17 protein-coding genes are annotated in these 16,400 nt (G+C 64.7%); 8 read left to right on the top strand and 9 right to left on the bottom strand.

Translation table 11 applies throughout. The features are described 5' to 3' along the window. The first annotated feature begins 14 nt into the window (after positions 1–14). Genes AC3WN8_RS03830 through AC3WN8_RS03815 form a run of 4 tightly spaced genes read left to right on the top strand, consistent with a single transcriptional unit; the run spans position 15 to position 5,794 of the window. Positions 15–2,081: a hydantoinase/oxoprolinase family protein gene (locus AC3WN8_RS03830; RefSeq protein ID WP_492668060.1), complete on the top strand. Its 2,067-nt coding sequence runs from the start codon at positions 15–17 to the stop codon at positions 2,079–2,081. Next, the gene (locus AC3WN8_RS03825) at positions 2,078–3,757 is read left to right on the top strand and encodes a hydantoinase B/oxoprolinase family protein (protein WP_492668059.1); all 1,680 of its coding nucleotides are present in this window, start codon (positions 2,078–2,080) and stop codon (positions 3,755–3,757) included. The genes AC3WN8_RS03830 and AC3WN8_RS03825 overlap by 4 nt, the downstream gene beginning before the upstream one ends. A gap of 33 nt (positions 3,758–3,790) precedes the next feature. Next, complete coding sequence (locus AC3WN8_RS03820; protein WP_492668058.1) at positions 3,791–4,933, top strand: pepsin-like aspartic protease; 1,143 nt, start codon at positions 3,791–3,793, stop codon at positions 4,931–4,933. A 42-nt stretch (positions 4,934–4,975) separates the two neighbouring features. Continuing rightward, positions 4,976–5,794 (top strand): avidin/streptavidin family protein, encoded by an 819-nt coding sequence (locus AC3WN8_RS03815; RefSeq protein WP_492668057.1) that lies wholly within the window; start codon positions 4,976–4,978, stop codon positions 5,792–5,794. Between the two features lie 136 nt (positions 5,795–5,930). Here AC3WN8_RS03815 and AC3WN8_RS03810 read toward each other — a convergent pair whose 3' ends face one another. After that, positions 5,931–6,827 carry an NAD(P)/FAD-dependent oxidoreductase gene (locus tag AC3WN8_RS03810; RefSeq protein WP_492668215.1) on the bottom strand — a complete coding sequence of 299 codons (897 nt, stop codon included), beginning with the start codon at positions 6,825–6,827 and terminating at the stop codon, positions 5,931–5,933. 146 nt (positions 6,828–6,973) lie between these two features. Between AC3WN8_RS03810 and AC3WN8_RS03805 the strand changes: the two genes are divergently transcribed. Beyond that, positions 6,974–7,447 (top strand): Rrf2 family transcriptional regulator, encoded by a 474-nt coding sequence (locus AC3WN8_RS03805; protein ID WP_492668056.1) that lies wholly within the window; start codon positions 6,974–6,976, stop codon positions 7,445–7,447. A 6-nt stretch (positions 7,448–7,453) separates the two neighbouring features. Here the strand turns inward: AC3WN8_RS03805 and AC3WN8_RS03800 are convergent, their stop codons facing one another. Further along, positions 7,454–8,737, bottom strand: a complete 1,284-nt coding sequence (locus AC3WN8_RS03800; RefSeq protein ID WP_492668055.1) for an MFS transporter — start codon at positions 8,735–8,737, stop codon at positions 7,454–7,456. Between the two features lie 154 nt (positions 8,738–8,891). Between AC3WN8_RS03800 and AC3WN8_RS03795 the strand changes: the two genes are divergently transcribed. Then, on the top strand, positions 8,892–9,428 hold the full coding sequence (locus AC3WN8_RS03795) for a DUF4269 domain-containing protein (RefSeq protein WP_492668054.1): 537 nt from the start codon (positions 8,892–8,894) through the stop codon (positions 9,426–9,428). An 88-nt stretch (positions 9,429–9,516) separates the two neighbouring features. After that, the gene (locus tag AC3WN8_RS03790) at positions 9,517–9,957 is read left to right on the top strand and encodes a hypothetical protein (RefSeq protein ID WP_492668053.1); all 441 of its coding nucleotides are present in this window, start codon (positions 9,517–9,519) and stop codon (positions 9,955–9,957) included. A gap of 60 nt (positions 9,958–10,017) precedes the next feature. Here AC3WN8_RS03790 and AC3WN8_RS03785 read toward each other — a convergent pair whose 3' ends face one another. Further along, positions 10,018–10,581 carry a GrpB family protein gene (locus AC3WN8_RS03785; RefSeq protein ID WP_492668052.1) on the bottom strand — a complete coding sequence of 188 codons (564 nt, stop codon included), beginning with the start codon at positions 10,579–10,581 and terminating at the stop codon, positions 10,018–10,020. Positions 10,582–10,799: 218 nt separating this feature from the next. On the opposite strand from AC3WN8_RS03785, the gene AC3WN8_RS03780 reads away from it, so the two are divergent. Next, complete coding sequence (locus AC3WN8_RS03780) at positions 10,800–11,495, top strand: cysteine hydrolase family protein (RefSeq protein ID WP_492668051.1); 696 nt, start codon at positions 10,800–10,802, stop codon at positions 11,493–11,495. Position 11,496: 1 nt separating this feature from the next. On the opposite strand, the gene AC3WN8_RS03775 is transcribed toward AC3WN8_RS03780, so the two are convergent. The 6 genes from AC3WN8_RS03775 to AC3WN8_RS03750 form a co-directional block, all read right to left on the bottom strand. Continuing rightward, entirely contained in the window at positions 11,497–12,489 is a 993-nt protein-coding gene (locus AC3WN8_RS03775) for an alpha/beta hydrolase family protein (RefSeq protein ID WP_492668050.1), read from the bottom strand. A gap of 99 nt (positions 12,490–12,588) precedes the next feature. Continuing rightward, entirely contained in the window at positions 12,589–12,960 is a 372-nt protein-coding gene (locus tag AC3WN8_RS03770) for a hypothetical protein (protein WP_492668049.1), read from the bottom strand. Between the two features lie 161 nt (positions 12,961–13,121). Next, on the bottom strand, positions 13,122–13,811 hold the full coding sequence (locus tag AC3WN8_RS03765; protein ID WP_492668048.1) for a LuxR C-terminal-related transcriptional regulator: 690 nt from the start codon (positions 13,809–13,811) through the stop codon (positions 13,122–13,124). A gap of 230 nt (positions 13,812–14,041) precedes the next feature. Then, on the bottom strand, positions 14,042–14,296 hold the full coding sequence (locus AC3WN8_RS03760) for a hypothetical protein (RefSeq protein WP_492668047.1): 255 nt from the start codon (positions 14,294–14,296) through the stop codon (positions 14,042–14,044). A 157-nt stretch (positions 14,297–14,453) separates the two neighbouring features. Beyond that, the gene (locus AC3WN8_RS03755; protein WP_492668046.1) at positions 14,454–15,731 is read right to left on the bottom strand and encodes a dicarboxylate/amino acid:cation symporter; all 1,278 of its coding nucleotides are present in this window, start codon (positions 15,729–15,731) and stop codon (positions 14,454–14,456) included. A 7-nt stretch (positions 15,732–15,738) separates the two neighbouring features. Beyond that, entirely contained in the window at positions 15,739–16,383 is a 645-nt protein-coding gene (locus tag AC3WN8_RS03750; protein ID WP_492668045.1) for an O-methyltransferase, read from the bottom strand. Positions 16,384–16,400: the final 17 nt, after the last annotated feature.

Here is a 16,400-nt window from a genome sequence, read left to right as displayed (position 1 = left end):
CCGGCGCAAATTCGATGACCATCAAGCTCAGAGTAGCGAGCGATGTCGGCGGCACGTTCACCGATCTCGTCTGGTATGCGGTGGACGACGAGACGGGGGAGACCGGGGCGGTTCACGCCGCCAAGGTCGACACCACGCCACCCGATTTCGAGGATGGCGTGATGGCGGGCCTCGCCAAGGCCGGTATCGACCTGGGCACGGTCGGTTTCCTCGCCCATGGCTCGACGGTGGTGATCAACGCGCTCACCGAGCGCAAGGGCGCCCTGACGGGGCTGATCACCACCGCCGGCTTTCGCGACGTGCTGGAGATTGCGCGCGGCAACCGGCCCGACCTGTTCAACTTCAACTTCCGCAAGCCGCCGCCCTTCGTCGAGCGCCATTTGCGGCGCGAAGTGGGTGAGCGGACCGATGTGGCGGGGAGGGTGGTCCGCGCGCCGGATCTTGCCGATCTCGACGCAGCGGTCGCGCATTTCCGGGCCGAGGGCGTAGGGGCGGTCGCGATCTGCTTCCTCCACGCCTATGCCAATCCCGACAATGAACGGGCGGTCGCGGCACGGTTGCGCGCGTTGATGCCCGAGGCGTCGGTGATCGCCAGCCACGAGATCAGCCGCGAATGGCGCGAATATGAACGCAGCTCGACCACGGTGCTGTCCGCCTATGTCGCGCCCGTCGTCGAGCGCTATGTCGGGGCGCTGGAGCGCAAGCTGAACCGGGCCGGCATGGCGGGCGCCCCCTATATCATGCAGTCGAACGGCGGGGTCGCGACGGTCGCTGCGGTCCGGCGCAATCCGATCACCATGGTCGAATCCGGCCCGGCATCGGGCATCTTCGCAGCGGCGGCGCTCGGCCGCCTGATCGACGAGCCCGAATTGCTGGTGCTCGACATTGGCGGCACCACCGCCAAATGCGCGCTGATCGAGGGCGGCGAGGTCAAGGTCGCGACCGATTATTATATCGAGCGCGATCGCCGCCGCCCGGGCTATCCCATCCAGACCGCGGTCGCCGAGATCGTCGAGATCGGCAATGGCGGCGGATCGATCGCCTGGGTCGATGATGGCGGAAAGCTGCATGTCGGCCCGAAATCGGCGGGCGCCCGGCCGGGCCCGGCCGCCTATGGCCGCGGCGGCGAGCAGCCGACCACGACCGATGCCAATCTGGTGCTGGGGCGGATCGATCCGGCGACCTTTGTCGGTGGTGAGGTCACGCCCGACTGGGACGCGATCGACCGCGCCTTCGCGCCGCTCGGCGAACGGCTGGGAATGGACAAGGCGCAGCTTGCCGCGGGCATCGTCCGCATCGCAAATGCCAATATGGTCAATGCGTTGCGGCTGGTCTCTACCAACAAGGGGCATGATCCGCGCGACTTCGCGCTGATGGTCTGCGGCGGGGGCGGGGCCATGCACGGCGTCGCGCTGGCCGAGGAACTGGGCGTCCGCCATGTCATCGTGCCCGTCAATTCATCGGCCTTTTCGGCCTGGGGCATGTTGCTGTCGGATCTGCGCCGCGACTATCTCCAGACCCATGTCATCGACCTGAAGCACGGCGTCGAGGCGCGCGTCGAGGCCCTGTTCGCCGCGCTGGAAGCGCAGGCGGTCACCGATTTCGCGGAGGATGGCGCCGATGCGGCGCCGCGTTTCGAACGCTTCGCCGACATGCGCTATCAGGGGCAGGAGCATACGGTGAAAGTGCCGATGGCCGATGGCGGCCTGTCGGGGCTGATCGACCGGTTCCATGCGCTTCACGAGAAACGCTACACCTATCGGCTCGACAGCGGTGTCGAGATCGTCAACGCGCATCTGATCGCACGGATCGACGTGCCCAAGCCGGCATTGCGTGAGCGCGCGGTAACTGGCGTCGGGCTCGACGCGGCACGATTGGGCACGCGCCACGTGTCGTTCGACCGTCACGGCGATCATGACGCGGCGATCTATGACGGTCTGATCCTCGAGCCCGGCATGGGCTTTTCCGGGCCTGCCGTGGTGCAGGAACCATCGGCGACTTTGGTCGTGCCGCCCGGCCACCGCGTCTCGATCGACCGCTTCGGCAATTATCATGTCCATCTGGGCGAGGGGGCAGCGTGAGCGTGCAGGACGATCCATTCACGATCGAGATCATCCAGGAGGGGCTGGTCGCGATCGGCGACGAGATGTTCGCCGCGCTGATCCGCACGTCGATGAGCCCGATCATCTACGAAACCACCGATTTCGCGGTCGGCGCAACCGATGCGGCGGGCAATCTGCTGGCGCAGGGCAATGGCGTCACCGGCTTTCTCGCGACGCTCGACACCGCGGTGCAGAGCACGCTGATCCATTATCCCGGCCCCGACGATGTCCGCCCCGGCGACGTCTTCATCACCAACAGCCCCTATGAGGGCGGCGGCACGCATCTGTCCGACGTCGTCATCCTGCTGCCCGTCTTCCATGGCGAGCGGCTGATCGGCTGGACGGTCAACAAGGCGCACTGGACCGAAGTCGGCGGCGCATTCGCCGGCAGCGCATCGACCCAGTCGACCGACATCTTCCAGGAAGGGCTGCATTTCCGTTTTCTCAAACTCTACGAGGAAGGGAAGATAAACCGCGGTATCGTAGAGATTATCCGGGCGAATGTGCGGTTGCCCGATAGTACGATCGGCGATCTCCATGCCGGCGTCGCCGCGTGCCGCGTCGGAGCGAACCGCATGCTCGAACTGGTCGACAAATATGGGCTCGACCTTGTCCTGCGCGCGATGCGCGAACTGCTCGACTATGGCGAGCGGATGACTCGCGCGGCGCTGACGCGGCTGCCCCAGGGCGTGTTCGAGGCCGAGGATGTGATCGAGGAGGACGGGCTGGGCGGCGGCCCCTTTGCGATTAAGGTCAAGGTGACGATCGCGGGCGATCGGATGGTCGCCGATTTCACCGGCACGTCGGTACAGGCGCCCGGTCCGATCAACACCAGCTTTGCGGGGCTGGTCACCGCGGCGCGCTGTGCGTTCAAGGCGGTGACCGATCCGCAGATTCCGGCCAATGGCGGCTGTTTCCGCGCGCTGGAGGTGGTCTGCCCGCCGGGCACGATCCTGTCGGCGCAAAGTCCGGCGCCGGTTTCGGTCTATTATGAATCGATGATCGCCGCGATCGAGGTGATGTGGCGCGCGCTGATGCCGCATATGACCGATCGCCTGCCCGTCGGCCATACGCGCAGCGTCGGCGCCACCTTCATCTCGGGCATGCATCCGCGCACCGGCGAATTGTTCGTGATGGGCGAGCCGCTGCTCGGCGGCTGGGGCGCTTCGGCCGATGCCGATGGCGACAATGGCCAGTTCTGCTGCGGCAATGGCGAGACTTTCAACATCCCGATCGAACTGGCCGAGAGCCGTTACGGCTTCGAGATCGACCGTTACGCCTTTCACGACGATCCCGGCGGCGAGGGCCGGTTCCGCGGCGGCAAGGGCGTCGTGCTCGATTACCGCATCACCGCGGAGGAGGCGTTCCTCACCTTTTCCTCGACGCGGACGGTCTCGCGCCCCTGGGGTGCCGCGGGCGGGCATGAAGGATCGCATAATGGCGCGTTGGTATTCCGCGCCGATGGCTCGCAGGAGCCGCATACCATGGTGACCGGACTGCGTGTCGCGAAGGGCGAGACGATCCGCGTCATCACCGCAACCGGGGGGGGCTACGGCCCACCCGCCGACCGTCCACACGCCGATATAGAGCGTGATCTCAAGAACGGGTTCATCACACGGGGCCAGGCCAGGGAGGTGTTTGGACGGCCGGTGTGACGGCGCGTCGATTCCAACAGAGGGAAGAGGATAATGACGGATCCACAGGTTCCGACAGGCGGCATTTCGTTCGACATGCAACGCGGCCCCTATCAGAATAACGGCGCGAGCCCCTGGTATACCCAGACGACTCTGGGCACGCCGGGCCAACCGCTGAAATTCGCGATCGACACCGGCACGAACATGGTCTGGACCACATCGACGCTCTGCGCGCCGACCAGTTGCCAGCATTATAGCGGCGCGCGCTTCGACTATCAGAAATCGTCGACCTATTCCTGGGTCGACTGTATCGATGTCGACTTCAGCTTCGGTCCCTGGGGCACGATGAAGGTGGAGACCGGCAAGGACCTGCTGGCCTTGCCGAACGGCAGGGCGCTGCCGCTGGTCCTGTATCTTTCGTCCGAATATTCGGGTTCGCAATTCGCTCAGCTCGACTGGGACGGCGGCATCGGCATTCCATCGGGCAGCGCGTACAAGCAGGGCGATACCAGCTTCATCGTGCAGGACATGATGAATGCCGGGATGATTTCGCCCACCTATCCCTTTGTCTGTTTCGACTGGAATCCGTCGACGTCGAAGGGATCGTGCCTGATCGGCGGTGTCGATCCGGCCAAATATATCGAGGGCGAGGGCATTTTCCTGCCCTGGACGCCCTATGATCAATTCCCCGGCGTCGAATATATCTGGACCGCCAACCTCAAGGGCTATTTCGTCGGGAATACGCAGGTCGCCGGCAACGTCCAGTTCGCGCTGGATTCCGGATCGTCGCAGTTCAAGGGCGACGACGACATCATGAATCAGACGCTCGCGCTGATCAAATCCCAGGGCAATCCGCTGGTGCGGATGGCCTTCCCCAATGGCGGCGCGATCACCATCCCGCCAAATCTCTATAATGTGACGATCCAGGCAGGCCCCGATCAGGGCAAGACGCTGCCGCAATTCCAGCCGCTCGGCCTGAAGGGGCTGGTCCTGGTCGGCTCGGTCGTGATGGAAAGCTGCTACACCGTTCACGAATATCGTGTCGTCCAGTGCGGCGGCAACCGCTTCTCGCTGGCACCCGTCGGCATGTGGGTCTTCAACAAGCCCGGCGGCCCCAAGATCGTCACGCCACCCTCGGAGGGGATCGGCCGCACCTTCGGCGAACGCGAAGTCGTTCGCGGCAAGACCATGGCATAGCCACCGATCCAGATTCTTCACATCATATCTGAGGAAATCGACATGACTCTCGTAGGTACATGGCAAAACGAATATGGATCGCAGATGGTCCTCACCCAGCTCGACACCAATCTGGTCTGGGGAAATTATTCCTCCACGACCGGATCGACGGGCAAATATATGGTCATCGGCTATCAGCAGCCCGGCAATCCGACACCCCAGGCCGGCCAGGCCGTCGCGCTGGCGATCGAATGGCATTCGATCGTCGCCGGGCAGGGCGATCCGAGCTGGAACTGGTCGTCGGGGCTGAGCGGCCAGATCAGCATCGAGAACGGCAAGGAATCGCTGGTCCTGGCGCATGCAATGGTCGCGAGCAGCAATTTCCCGGGGCTGGCGGCCGCGGGAACCTATATCGACAAGCTCACCTATTTCCGCACCGCGACCGATGTGCCGGACGCGGATCCGCCGCGCCCCGTGCTCGATGCGCCGATGGCGGATCCGCTGGCGGGCACATGGCGCAGCGACGACGGTACTTTGCTGCAGATCGAGGTCTATCCCTATACCGGTTCGCTCTTCGGCTGGGCGCAGGGAAAAATGTACTGGAACGGCAGCACATGCCCGATTGAGGGCGTGACCGATATCAATGCGCGGTCGAGCGGGCTTACGCTCCAGTCGACTGCGATCACCGGCTTGCCCAGCCTGCCCGGGCCGGCCGTCTCGCTTGCGGGATGTCTGGATCTGACCAGCGGCCGACTGACGATGACCAATTTCGCCAGCCTGTCGACCGCGCCGAACGCGACCTATGTCCAGACCACGGTCTCGCAGAAGATCTTCGTCCGGACCGGGGATGCGAGCGAATTCGACAAGCTGGCTGCTGGCTGAAGGTGCTCCTTCATTAGATAAGTTTTCAGGATATAGAATTATCTGATTGAAAATACGATATCATTCCGGCGCAGGTTGGAGTCTCGGGCGCCAGTCCAGAGAGTCCGGCTTTCGCCGGAATGACGATCATGAAGGCCTATGCTCCGCGCACAAGCGACTGATGCGCGCCGACACCGGCCATCACGCCGAAGGCCGAGGCCAGCGTCGCATTGTGCATCGGGCTGGCCGCATCGCCCGCCGCATAGACGCGGGGCACGGAGGTCGCGCCCCAGGCATCGACCCGGATATAGCTGCCCATCGGTCCGTCCTCGAACGCGCAGCCGAGTTGTTCGGCGATCGGGCTGGCCATGCGCGTCCTGGGCGCGGTGAACACCGCCTCGACCGGCACGGTACGGCCATCGGCCAGGCGGACGGCGGACAGGGTCGGGGCGTGGCCGAGCAATTCGACGACGGGGCTGCGCTCGATCGTCACGCCGCGCGCGGCGAGCAGCGCGAGATGCTCGTCATCGGGCTCGAAACTGCCCTGGGTGAAGTAGGTGGCCGGCCCCCAATCGGGGATCAATGCGGCCTGATGCGCCGACATCGGATGGTTGGCGATGATGCCCAAAGGCCGATCGCGCACTTCATAGCCGTGGCAATAAGGGCAGTGGAGCACGGTCGCGCCCCAGCGCTCGCTCATACCCGGTATCGCGGGCAGTTCGTCGACCAGGCCGGTCGCGAGGATCAGGCGGCGCGTGCGATGCGCCTGTCCGGTGGCGAGTATGACATGCAGGACGCCGCCATCGACGCGCGCCGCCTGGGCTTCGTCATGTGCGATCTCGACCGTGGGATAGGCAAGCAGCTGGCGCGTGGCTTCGCGGACGATCGCCTCGGGCGCCTGTCCGTCCTGGCCCAGGAAACCGTGCGATGCTTCGGCGAAGCGGTTGCGCGGCAGGCCGGAATCGACCAGCAGCACGCGGCGGCGCGCCCGCGCCAATTGCATTGCGGCGGATTGGCCGGCGAAGCTGCCGCCGACGATGATGACGTCATGGATCACGCAAATCTCCCGTTCCGGTCGGGAACAACGAGGTGGCCCGACTCACGACACTTATGAAGTTGCGTATTGCATCGATTTTAGGATTTCGCAACATCAAGAGTTGCGTGTATGCTGGCGGACAGGCGAAAGTGATGGAGGCCGGAATGCAGCGGGACGGGCGCTTGTCGCGAATGCTCCACGTCCTGATCCATATGGATCGGATGGAGGGACCGGTGACCTCGGAAGTGGTGGCGAAGATGCTCGGCACCAATGCCGTGGTCGTTCGCCGGACCATGGCCGGGCTGCGCGACGCCGGCTATGTCCGCTCCGAAAAGGGCCATGGCGGCGGCTGGACACTCGAACGGCCGCTTGCCGCCATCACCATGCTCGACATCCATCGCGCCGTAGGGGAGCCGGGCATTTTCGCGATCGGCCCCGCCACCGACATGCCCGAATGCCTGGTCGAACAGGCAGTCAATGCCTCAATGGCCGATGCCTTTCGCACCGCCGAGGCATTGCTGATCGCGACATTGGGGCGCGTGACGCTGGCCAATATCGCAGCCGATTTCGATGCGCGTTTCCGCGCGCTGGATGCGGATGGAGACTGTGCGACGAGCCGCGCCGCGTCCGCCGCCTGATCCCGATCAAGGCGTCGTCGCTGCCTTGGTCCGGCGACTGGTCAGTGCCAGCAGTCCGGCCGCTGCCAGCCCGGCACCAAGCGCGACCATTCCGCCGGCATAGCTGCCGGTACGGGCGTGGAGCCAGCCGACCGCGACCGGGCCGACATAGCCGCCGAGATTGCCGATCGAATTGATCAGCGCGATTCCGCCGGCTGCCGCGGTGCCGGTCAGCATCGCGGTGGGCAGCGTCCAGAATACCGGCAGCGACGCGTAGATGCCGATCGCCGCGACGGTGAACGCCGCCATGGTTAGCACCGGATCGGTCGAGATCGCGCTGACCGCGAAGCCCGCCGCGCCGACAAAGGTGGGAATGGCGAGGAAGAGGTTGCGCTTGTCCGATCGATCCGAGCGTCGCCCCCAATAGTGCATCGCCAATGCGCCGAGCGCGAACGGCCCCATGCTGACCAGGCCGACCTGGAAGGTCGAAAGGTCGCCGAGCGACTTGACCATTTGCGGTGCCCAGAAACCGAAGCCGTACAGCCCGATGACGAGGCCGAGATAGATCAATGCAAAGCGCCAGACCGCGCCGCTCATCAGCCCGTCGCGCAGCGAGGCGTGCGTCGCCTGCGCGCCCTCGCGCTCGAGCACCGCTGCCAGCCGGGCGCGCTCCTCGGGGGAAAGGAATTTCGCGTCTCGCGGCCCGTCGGGCATCAGGAACAGCACGGCGACGCCGAGCAGCACCGCGGGCAGCCCCTCGACGATGAACATCGTCTGCCATCCCCTGAGCCCGAACAGGCTGGTTTCGAGCAATGCGGTCGACAAGGGCGCGCCGAGCGCGCTCGACAACGGGATCGCGATCAGGAAGCCACCCATGACGCGGCCGCGCGTCTCCTTGGGAAACCAGTAAGTGAGATAGAGGATCATGCCGGGGAAGAAGCCCGCTTCGGCGAGGCCGAGCAGGAAACGCAGGCACCAGAAGCTGACCGGGCCGGTCGCGAACGCCATCGATGCCGAGACGATCCCCCAGCTGATCATGATCCGCGCGATCCAGCGCCGCGCGCCGACGCGCTTCATGATCAGGTTCGACGGCACTTCGAAGACGAAATAGCCGAGGAAGAAGATGCCCGCGCCGAAACCATAGGCGCGCGCGTCCAGGCCGATATCCTGGTTCATCGTCAGCGCCGCGAAGCCGACATTCACCCGATCGAGGAACGACACGAAATAGAGGAGCGCGAGAAAGGGGATCAGCCGCCGCGCGACCTTTGCCACGATCGCCCGCTCCGCGGCATCCAGGCCGGTATCCGTCATCATTCCCTCCCGATGCGAGCGGCGTCACGGCCCTCTGCTGCGTGCCTGTGTAGGGGGCTTGTCGATCGGGCGGCAAGCCCGGGCTTTGCCGAACGGCAGAAGCTGTTGACTGTCAGGGTGGCGAAACCGGGCCGCGATCGGATAAGCACCGATCATGGCGCGGCCAGACTATCTCGAGGCGATCCGGAAGTCGCGCGTGCTGGAGGTGCTGGCCGGGTTCGACCCGCACGTCGCGGGCACGCCGCCGCTCGGGCTCGACCTGCCGAGCAGCGATATCGACATTCTGTGCCATTGTTCCGACGCGGCGGTGTTCGCCGGGACATTGTGGGACAATTTTCGCGACGCCGACAGCTTCTCGATCCGGCAATGGGTGGGGGAGGGACGCGCGATCGTCGCCGGCTTCGAGATGCATGGCTGGCCGTTCGAGATATTCGGTCAGGCGGTCGCGGTGACGGAACAGGACGGCTGGCGCCATTTCCTGGTCGAACGGCGCCTGCTTGCGATGGGCGGGGAGGGGTTGAGGTCCGCGATCATGCGGGCCCGTCATTCGGGCGCGAAGACCGAACCTGCCTTCGCGGTCGTGCTGGGATTGGCGGGCGATCCCTATCGGGCATTGCTCGATCTGGAGATTTTGCCGGACGATGCGCTCGCGACTGTCGTCGAGATTGCGGGATTCGGTGTGGCCGGGTGAATCGCGAGACCTGCTTCACCGCTTGTCGATCAAGGTGGCGAGTGCGGTTGCCCTGGAATAGGATGTCTCGAAGCTGGAACGGATGCTCATGACAATAAAGGCAGGTGAGTACGAGACGTTGAGGGCATGGTCTGCCAAATATATCGAGCATATGATGCCATTCCTGGTCGACATGCCTCCCGAAGTCCATCCGATCATCTGTCTGGATGCGATGGCGCTGAAATCGGCGTCGCGGGCTCGTCAGGGATTGGCGATGATGATTGGCGATTTCATGGAAGATGCAGATCGCCTCCCACAGGAAGATGTCGCCAGACTGGATGCGATCTTCAGTGCGGAGGGGCTTTCAACATTCTCGGCCATTCGTCTCCGTTTCATGAAAAGGATCGCGAAAATCCTCAGCCGTGGCGTCATCCGCTCAGAGGTCGAATATTATGCCGTGAGAAACGTCGTGGAAGGCACGGGCATCGGGGCCGATCAACAGCGCCTCTGGGATTTGCTAGCGGATTTCGAGCGAAAAACCGTAATCTAAACACTTCCTGGAAGAACTGTTTCGGAATGTGCGCCATGTTGTCGTTGACGCTAAGCGCGTTCAGTCGCTGGCAGGTTCCCGCCACGACATGTTTTCCGCCCATAGGTTCGCGCCGGCCATGATGATGTCGAACACGGGGTCCTTGATGTCGTAATAGGCATCGGCGTCGTTGGGGAAATGCCGCGCCAGATTGCGTTTGACCGCTTCATAGGCTCTCGCGGCATCGGGGTGCGCGCGCAGATAGTCGCGGCACAGCAGCGGATAGCGCTGGTTGAAGCGCCCGCTTTGGCGGACATGGAGATTGGCGGGGCGCTGCGATGCCTTGAAGAACAGCTTCGACAGCTCCTCCTCGGGCAAGTCGATGCCGGGCGGAGAATGATCCTTCAGGCCCAGGCGCGTCGTGAAGCCGGCATCGCCAAAGGCCGCGATATCGACATCGGCGAGATCGTCGACGGTCAGCTGGATGTCGATCACGTCCTTCGCCGACAGGCCCGGGACGGCGGTGGATCCGATATGATGCAGGCGCGACCGCGGCGGCGCGATCCCGCGGAGGATCGCGGCAAGTCGCTGATAATCGGCCGGCCAGTCAGGCCGATAGTCGATGATTTGGATCGGAGAGGTCATTGGTGCCCGCTGTAGGTGGGAGAGGGGCGAGCCGCAACGTCCTCACTCCGCAACGCGCGCCCAATGACCCGTCATATTCAGGATATAGCCAGCCACATTCCCGCCCCAGTAGAGTCCGGCCGGTCGGACGGCCCCAGCGGCCCAGCGACCGGCTTTGCCGATACCGGGTTCTCCGGCGTTCCACGGACCGTCGAAGCCCGGATCGGCGTGAAATAACGATGGAGCGGGTGAGGATGATGATCGCGGCGAGACCCTTCGACTTTCCCTATGACGGGCGGCTGGATCCGGCAAAGACCGCGCTGCTCGTCATCGACATGCAGAATAATTACCTTGCCGAAGACGGTTATTTCGCGCGCAAGGGCTATGATCCCGCCCCGCTGCGCGCGATCATCCCCGGCGTGCGCCGGCTTGTCGCCGCGGCCCGGAACGCCGGGTGCCGCATCGTCTGGACCCGGCAGGGCAATCGGGCGGACCTGGCCGATGCCTCGCCCTACGACCTCTGGCGTGCGAACCGGGCAGGCATCGCACTCGAAAGCGGGGACAATGCCGCGTTGCTGCGCGGCAGTCCGGGGTTCGATATCGTTCCAGAACTCCGGCCGGGACCGGGCGACATCATCGTCGACAAGACCGCCAATGGCGCATTCTACCAGACCGACCTGGAACTGGTACTGCGTGCCCAGGGGATCACGCATCTGCTGTTCAGCGGGATCACCACCGATGTCTGCGTCCACACGACGCTGCGCGAGGCGGTCGACCGGAAATATCAGTGCCTCACCGTCGAGGATGGCTGTGCGAGCGGCGACGCCTATGCGCACGACGCGGCCATCCATATGGTGACCGTCGAGGACGGGATCTTCGGCACGATCTCATCGATCGACGCGGTCGTTGCCGGGCTGGAGCAGGGATCGCCTTGATTTATTTCCCCTTGACCCAGTTGGCGAGCAGATCGGTGAACGCGGCTGCAATCGGGCGGCGTTCGCCATATTCCTCGGGGCGCATCTTGCCCGATCCCGCCTGCATCATATGGTTGAGATCGGGCAGCAGGCGACGTGTGACGGCGGGATTATCGCCAAACGTCTTCGCCCACCCCTCCCATTGGAGCGGGCCGACCAGATAGTCGCGCCCGCCCTGCACGATCAGCACCCGCCCGCCATTCGCGGTGAGGGCGCCGATATCCGCGACCGGATCGAAGGCAGCAAGCGAGCGCCAGTACCAGAGCGGATGGCGGAGCACTTCCGCATCGTTCTTCTCCGCCGGGTCGTCGATACGGCGCGCCTCGGCCGCGGTCTTGCGCGCGCCTTCCGCGGCGGCGGGGTCACCGGGGTTGAGGCTTTCGACATAGCGCGCCTGATCGACGATCATCGCGCCCGTCGTCTGGAAGCGCGTGGCGCCGCCACTGACCAGGATCGCGCCCGCCAAGCCGCCGTCGCGCGCGATCCGTGCCACCATCGCGCCGCTGGCGCTGTGCCCGGCGACATAGATGCGGGCCGTATCGATTTCCGGCTGATCCCGGAGCGCGGCGACAGCCGCACGGGCGTCGTCGATCCATTCCTCGGCAACCGTGGCGTGGCTGCCACGCTGGCGGAAGAGGTCGCGGTGCGCCGTGGTGCGCTTGGCGTGCCGCACGCTGGCAACGCCGCGCTGCGCAAGCGCCCAGGCGGTTTCGCGGAATATCTTGTTGGGGCCGACATCGGCATCGAGCGTCCCGGGGCCGAACCCATGGAGGAGCGCGACCGCGGGCACTTTTCGTTTGTCGGTGGGCAGGGTGATCACCGCCGGCACGGCCCATATGCCTTCGCCGAGCATGACGGCGCGCTCGATGACGCCGGAAGGCGGCCCGGCCGGCGCGTCCTGCGCGGCGGCGGGCAAGGCGAGAAGAGTGAGCAACAATGCGAGCAGGGATTTCATCGCGATCTCCTTTTCGGCCATCGTGCCTGTGATATCGGCGGCGAGGCCGCCAGTATCCCTGCGACGGGCGTATGAGATTTTTCGACCGGGGAAAGCGCGCTATGCCGACGGCCAACCTTCGGGGGAAATTCCCTTGCCGGTAACGCTGATCAGCGCCTCGTCGAGCCTCAGCGCGGCACTGTCCTGCTCGAGCGCTTCGGCCAGAACCAGAGCCGCGACAATCAGGTCTTCGAGTTCCGATATCGAGGGCGTGCACGCGGAAATTTCCGTGGGGTGGGCCTCCAGCGATTCCGTTCGATTGTCGAGAGCGGCACCCGCCTGAGATCTGCCGATCTCGATCCGCACGCTGCCGAGTGCCTTGGCAATCTGGTTCCAGATCAGGGCGTCGCCATAGTTGGTTGCGCCTTGAAGCGCCGTGCGAAGCGAGGATTGGATCATCGTCAATGTGGAGATCGAAGGGGTGACGATCAAATGCCAAGCTTTCAGCGTTATCGCCCTTATTGTGTTGGCGTGAGCGCGCGGTGGTACTGGGATTTTTACGAGGCCTCGGCGCGAATCCGCGCTGTTATTGACAATCCGATCGCCCCGCGTGCTTTAGGGCGATGGCGCCTTCGACAAGGTTTTGCCGGCGTTCAGAGCAGCCCATTGCGAATTGCGGTGGTGGTCGCGTGAACCTTGTTGGAGGCGCCGAGTTTCCGCACCGCGTTCTTCAGATGGAACTCGATCGTGCGCCGGCTGAGCCCGAGGATCACCGCCGTTTCCCACGCGGTCTTGCCGACGCTGACCCATAGCAGGCATTCGCGTTCCCGCTCGCTGAGTATCTGCGCGTCCGAGTCCGATGGTTCCGGGCGCTCGGCCCCGTCCGCTGCCGGCGCCTGCGATGCTTGCGTCGTCGGCAATGCGATGCCGTCCCTGTCGGCGCGGGATTCGGTGATATCGGTGATGCAGCCGACCGCGCGTGCGCCATTGGTTGCCTGGTCCCGGGTCAGGCAGGCGACCGATCGGAGCCAGCGTATTTCTCCATCCGGCCTGATGATCCGGAATTCGGCATGGTAACGCTCGTCGTTCGCGATCAGGCCCGATACTTTTTCGTAATCGATCGCGGTCGCGGCATCCACATCGTCGGGATGGATATGGCGTCTGAAGTCCGCGATCGAAGTGATCGGCGTCTTCCGGGAATCGAGCCCCAATATTTCATACCAGCGTGCACTGCAGAACAGCTCGTCGGTCTCGAGGTCATAATCCCAAAGCCCGGCACCCATAGCCCTTAACGAGAGCGACAGCCGATCATATTCTGCCTGGAGAGATGTCTGGTCGGACATCGTGATACACCTCCGAAGGGCAGAGTGCTGAACTTTACCAAAGTCCGCAACGGGTTGTTATGCGAACGCTGCGCCTAGAATGATTAGGCGTTCGATAGACTCATCGAACGACTTGAAAATCGCGGTAGAACAAAACATCCAGAGCAGTGATCCGCTTTCGTCGGATCACTGCTCTAGACGTTATCGCAGCATTCGCACAATCTTTTGTGATCGCGTCAGGCTGGCCGGTGTCAGTGCGGCTGTCCATCCAGCGGGCGAACCTCGATACCGCGATCGGGCGCGATCCCGACCCGCCTGTCGGTGCAGGTGCATTTATATCCGGTCTGGCCGGCCTTGTTGGTGAAGGTGCTGGTCTCGCAACTGGTGAATTTGTTCGACAGTTGCTTCTGGGTACAGCGACCGCCGGTCACGACCGTGGCGGCCTGGACGGCGGTCGACGCGCCGATGGCGAAGAGCGCGGCGGAATAGAGCATAAGCTTGTTCATGATGACCTCCTGGACGTCCGTTGACGATCGCGCTCGATGAGCACGAACGGAGGTGTGGCAGCTTCCGGAGAGTGCGATTGTGATCGCTGTCACATGGCCGGCATCGGCCGTGTCGGCATCGCCGATCCGGGGACGGATCAGCGCGATGCGCTCACTTTCAGGGTTCCGCTATTTCCGGCGCCGCCGTGTCGCTGCCCGGCGGCGCGACGATCGCCGCGGCGGTCACGTCGGCCGTCACATTGGCGACGGTGCGGAACATGTCGGGGATGGTGTCCACCGCCAGCAGGATCGGCAGAAGCTCGATCGGTGCGCCCAGCGCCATCGCGGTGGGCGTCGCCGCCGCGAAGAAGCTGACCACGCCCGGCATGCCGAGGATGGTCAGTGTCGAGAGCACGGCGATCGGAATCGCGATCGCGATCTGCAGCGGTGCGACCTCGATCCCCGCCATCCATGCCAGTGCCAGCCCGAACAGCAGTGATGCCGACGGCGCCGTGATCTTGAACACGGCGACCGACAGCGGCAGGATCACCGCCGCGTCGCGCTCCGCAATGCCGATGCGTCCGGCGCTCGCCAGCATCGCCGGCAGCGTGGCGATCGACGATTGCGTGCCCGCCGCGACGGCCTGGGCCGGTGCCATGGCGCGCGCGAAGCGCCACAGCGGCACGCGCCCGGGGCCGAGTGCCAGCAGATAGCAGATCGCGGTCAGCACCAGCGCGACGACGATCTGGATGATGATATAATGGCCGAGCGCGAGTGCCGCGCCGACCCCGGCAGTTGCGCCGATCACCAGTGCCAGCGCGAAGATCCCGATCGGCGCGGCGCGCAGCACCCAGCCGACGATGACGATCATCGCGTCGGCAAGCCCGCGGAACGGTGCCAGCGTGGCTTCTGCCCGCGTGCGTTCGACGCGGCCGAGCGCGATGCCGAGGACCAGCGCGAAGACCACCACCGGCACGATGGCGCCTTGCGCCGCGGATGCGACGACATTGACGGGCATCAGCGCGGCGATCGCTTCCGCGGTCGAGGGGATCGCCGGTGCCGCCGCTGCCGGGATATTGGCGCGCAGCGCGGCGACCACATCGGGCGACAGCGGGAACATGTGGAGCAGGGGCGGGACGATCAGCGCGGCGACGATCCCGGCCATGAACAGCAATGCGACGAGCACCAGCGGCAGGCGTCGTCCGATCCGCCGGTCGGCATGATCCTCGGCGGTCGCCAGATCGGCGACGCCGGTTACCACCAGCGCAAAGACGAGCGGTACGATCGTCATGCGTAGCGCGTCGAGCCACACCCCGCCGATCAGACGCGCGACGGCGATGCCGTCGGGTCGGTCGCCCGCGGTCGTCGATCCCGCCGCAAAGCCGAGGGCCAGCGCGAGCATCATCCAGCCGGGGCCCGGAATCCGTGTCGACAGGCGACGGAGACGTGCGATCATGTCCGGATCAGAGCTTGTCGTTGCCGGCGGTCCAGCGGACCGAAAGCTCGATCCCGCTGCCGATCGGCAGCAGCGCGGATTCCAGTTCCGGCAGTGCGCGGACGGCGTCGCGATATTTCCGGACCTCGACGCGGGCGGCGACGGGCTCGACCATATTGTCGGCCACCACGATCGCTTCCTCCGACAGCTTGGGCAGGAACGCCTCCAGACAGGGTATGTAGAGATCCTTCCAGATATCGAGCAGCACGAGATCGAAGGGGCCTGGATCGTCGCCGATCATCGCCACCGCATCGCCCAGCCGGAACTCGACGACGTCGGACAGTCCGGCGCGTTCGATCATCGCGCGGGCATGCGCCTGTTTGTAATCGGCCAGATCCATCGTGATCAACGTGCTGCCGACCTGGCGGGCCGCATCGGCGAGGATGAGCGTGGAATAGCCGTAGCTGGTGCCGAGCTCGAGTATCCGTGCCGGGCGCTTCGCCAGGATCAGGCTGTGCAGGAAACGGCCGGTATCGGGCCCGATCGGCAGCAGGAATTCGTCGATATGCGCGGCCACGGCACTGCCGAGCGTCGCCATCCGTGCCTGATCCTCGGCCGCACGCCGTTCATACTCGACAAAGACCGCCGCAACGGCCGGATCCGAAAAATGCACTGTCTGCCCTCCCACAA

Source organism: Sphingobium sp. FW305-3-2-15-F-TSA7 (assembly GCF_058787155.1).
Note: the sequence above shows the minus strand (reverse complement) of the source record. Positions and strands in the feature narration are given on the sequence as shown.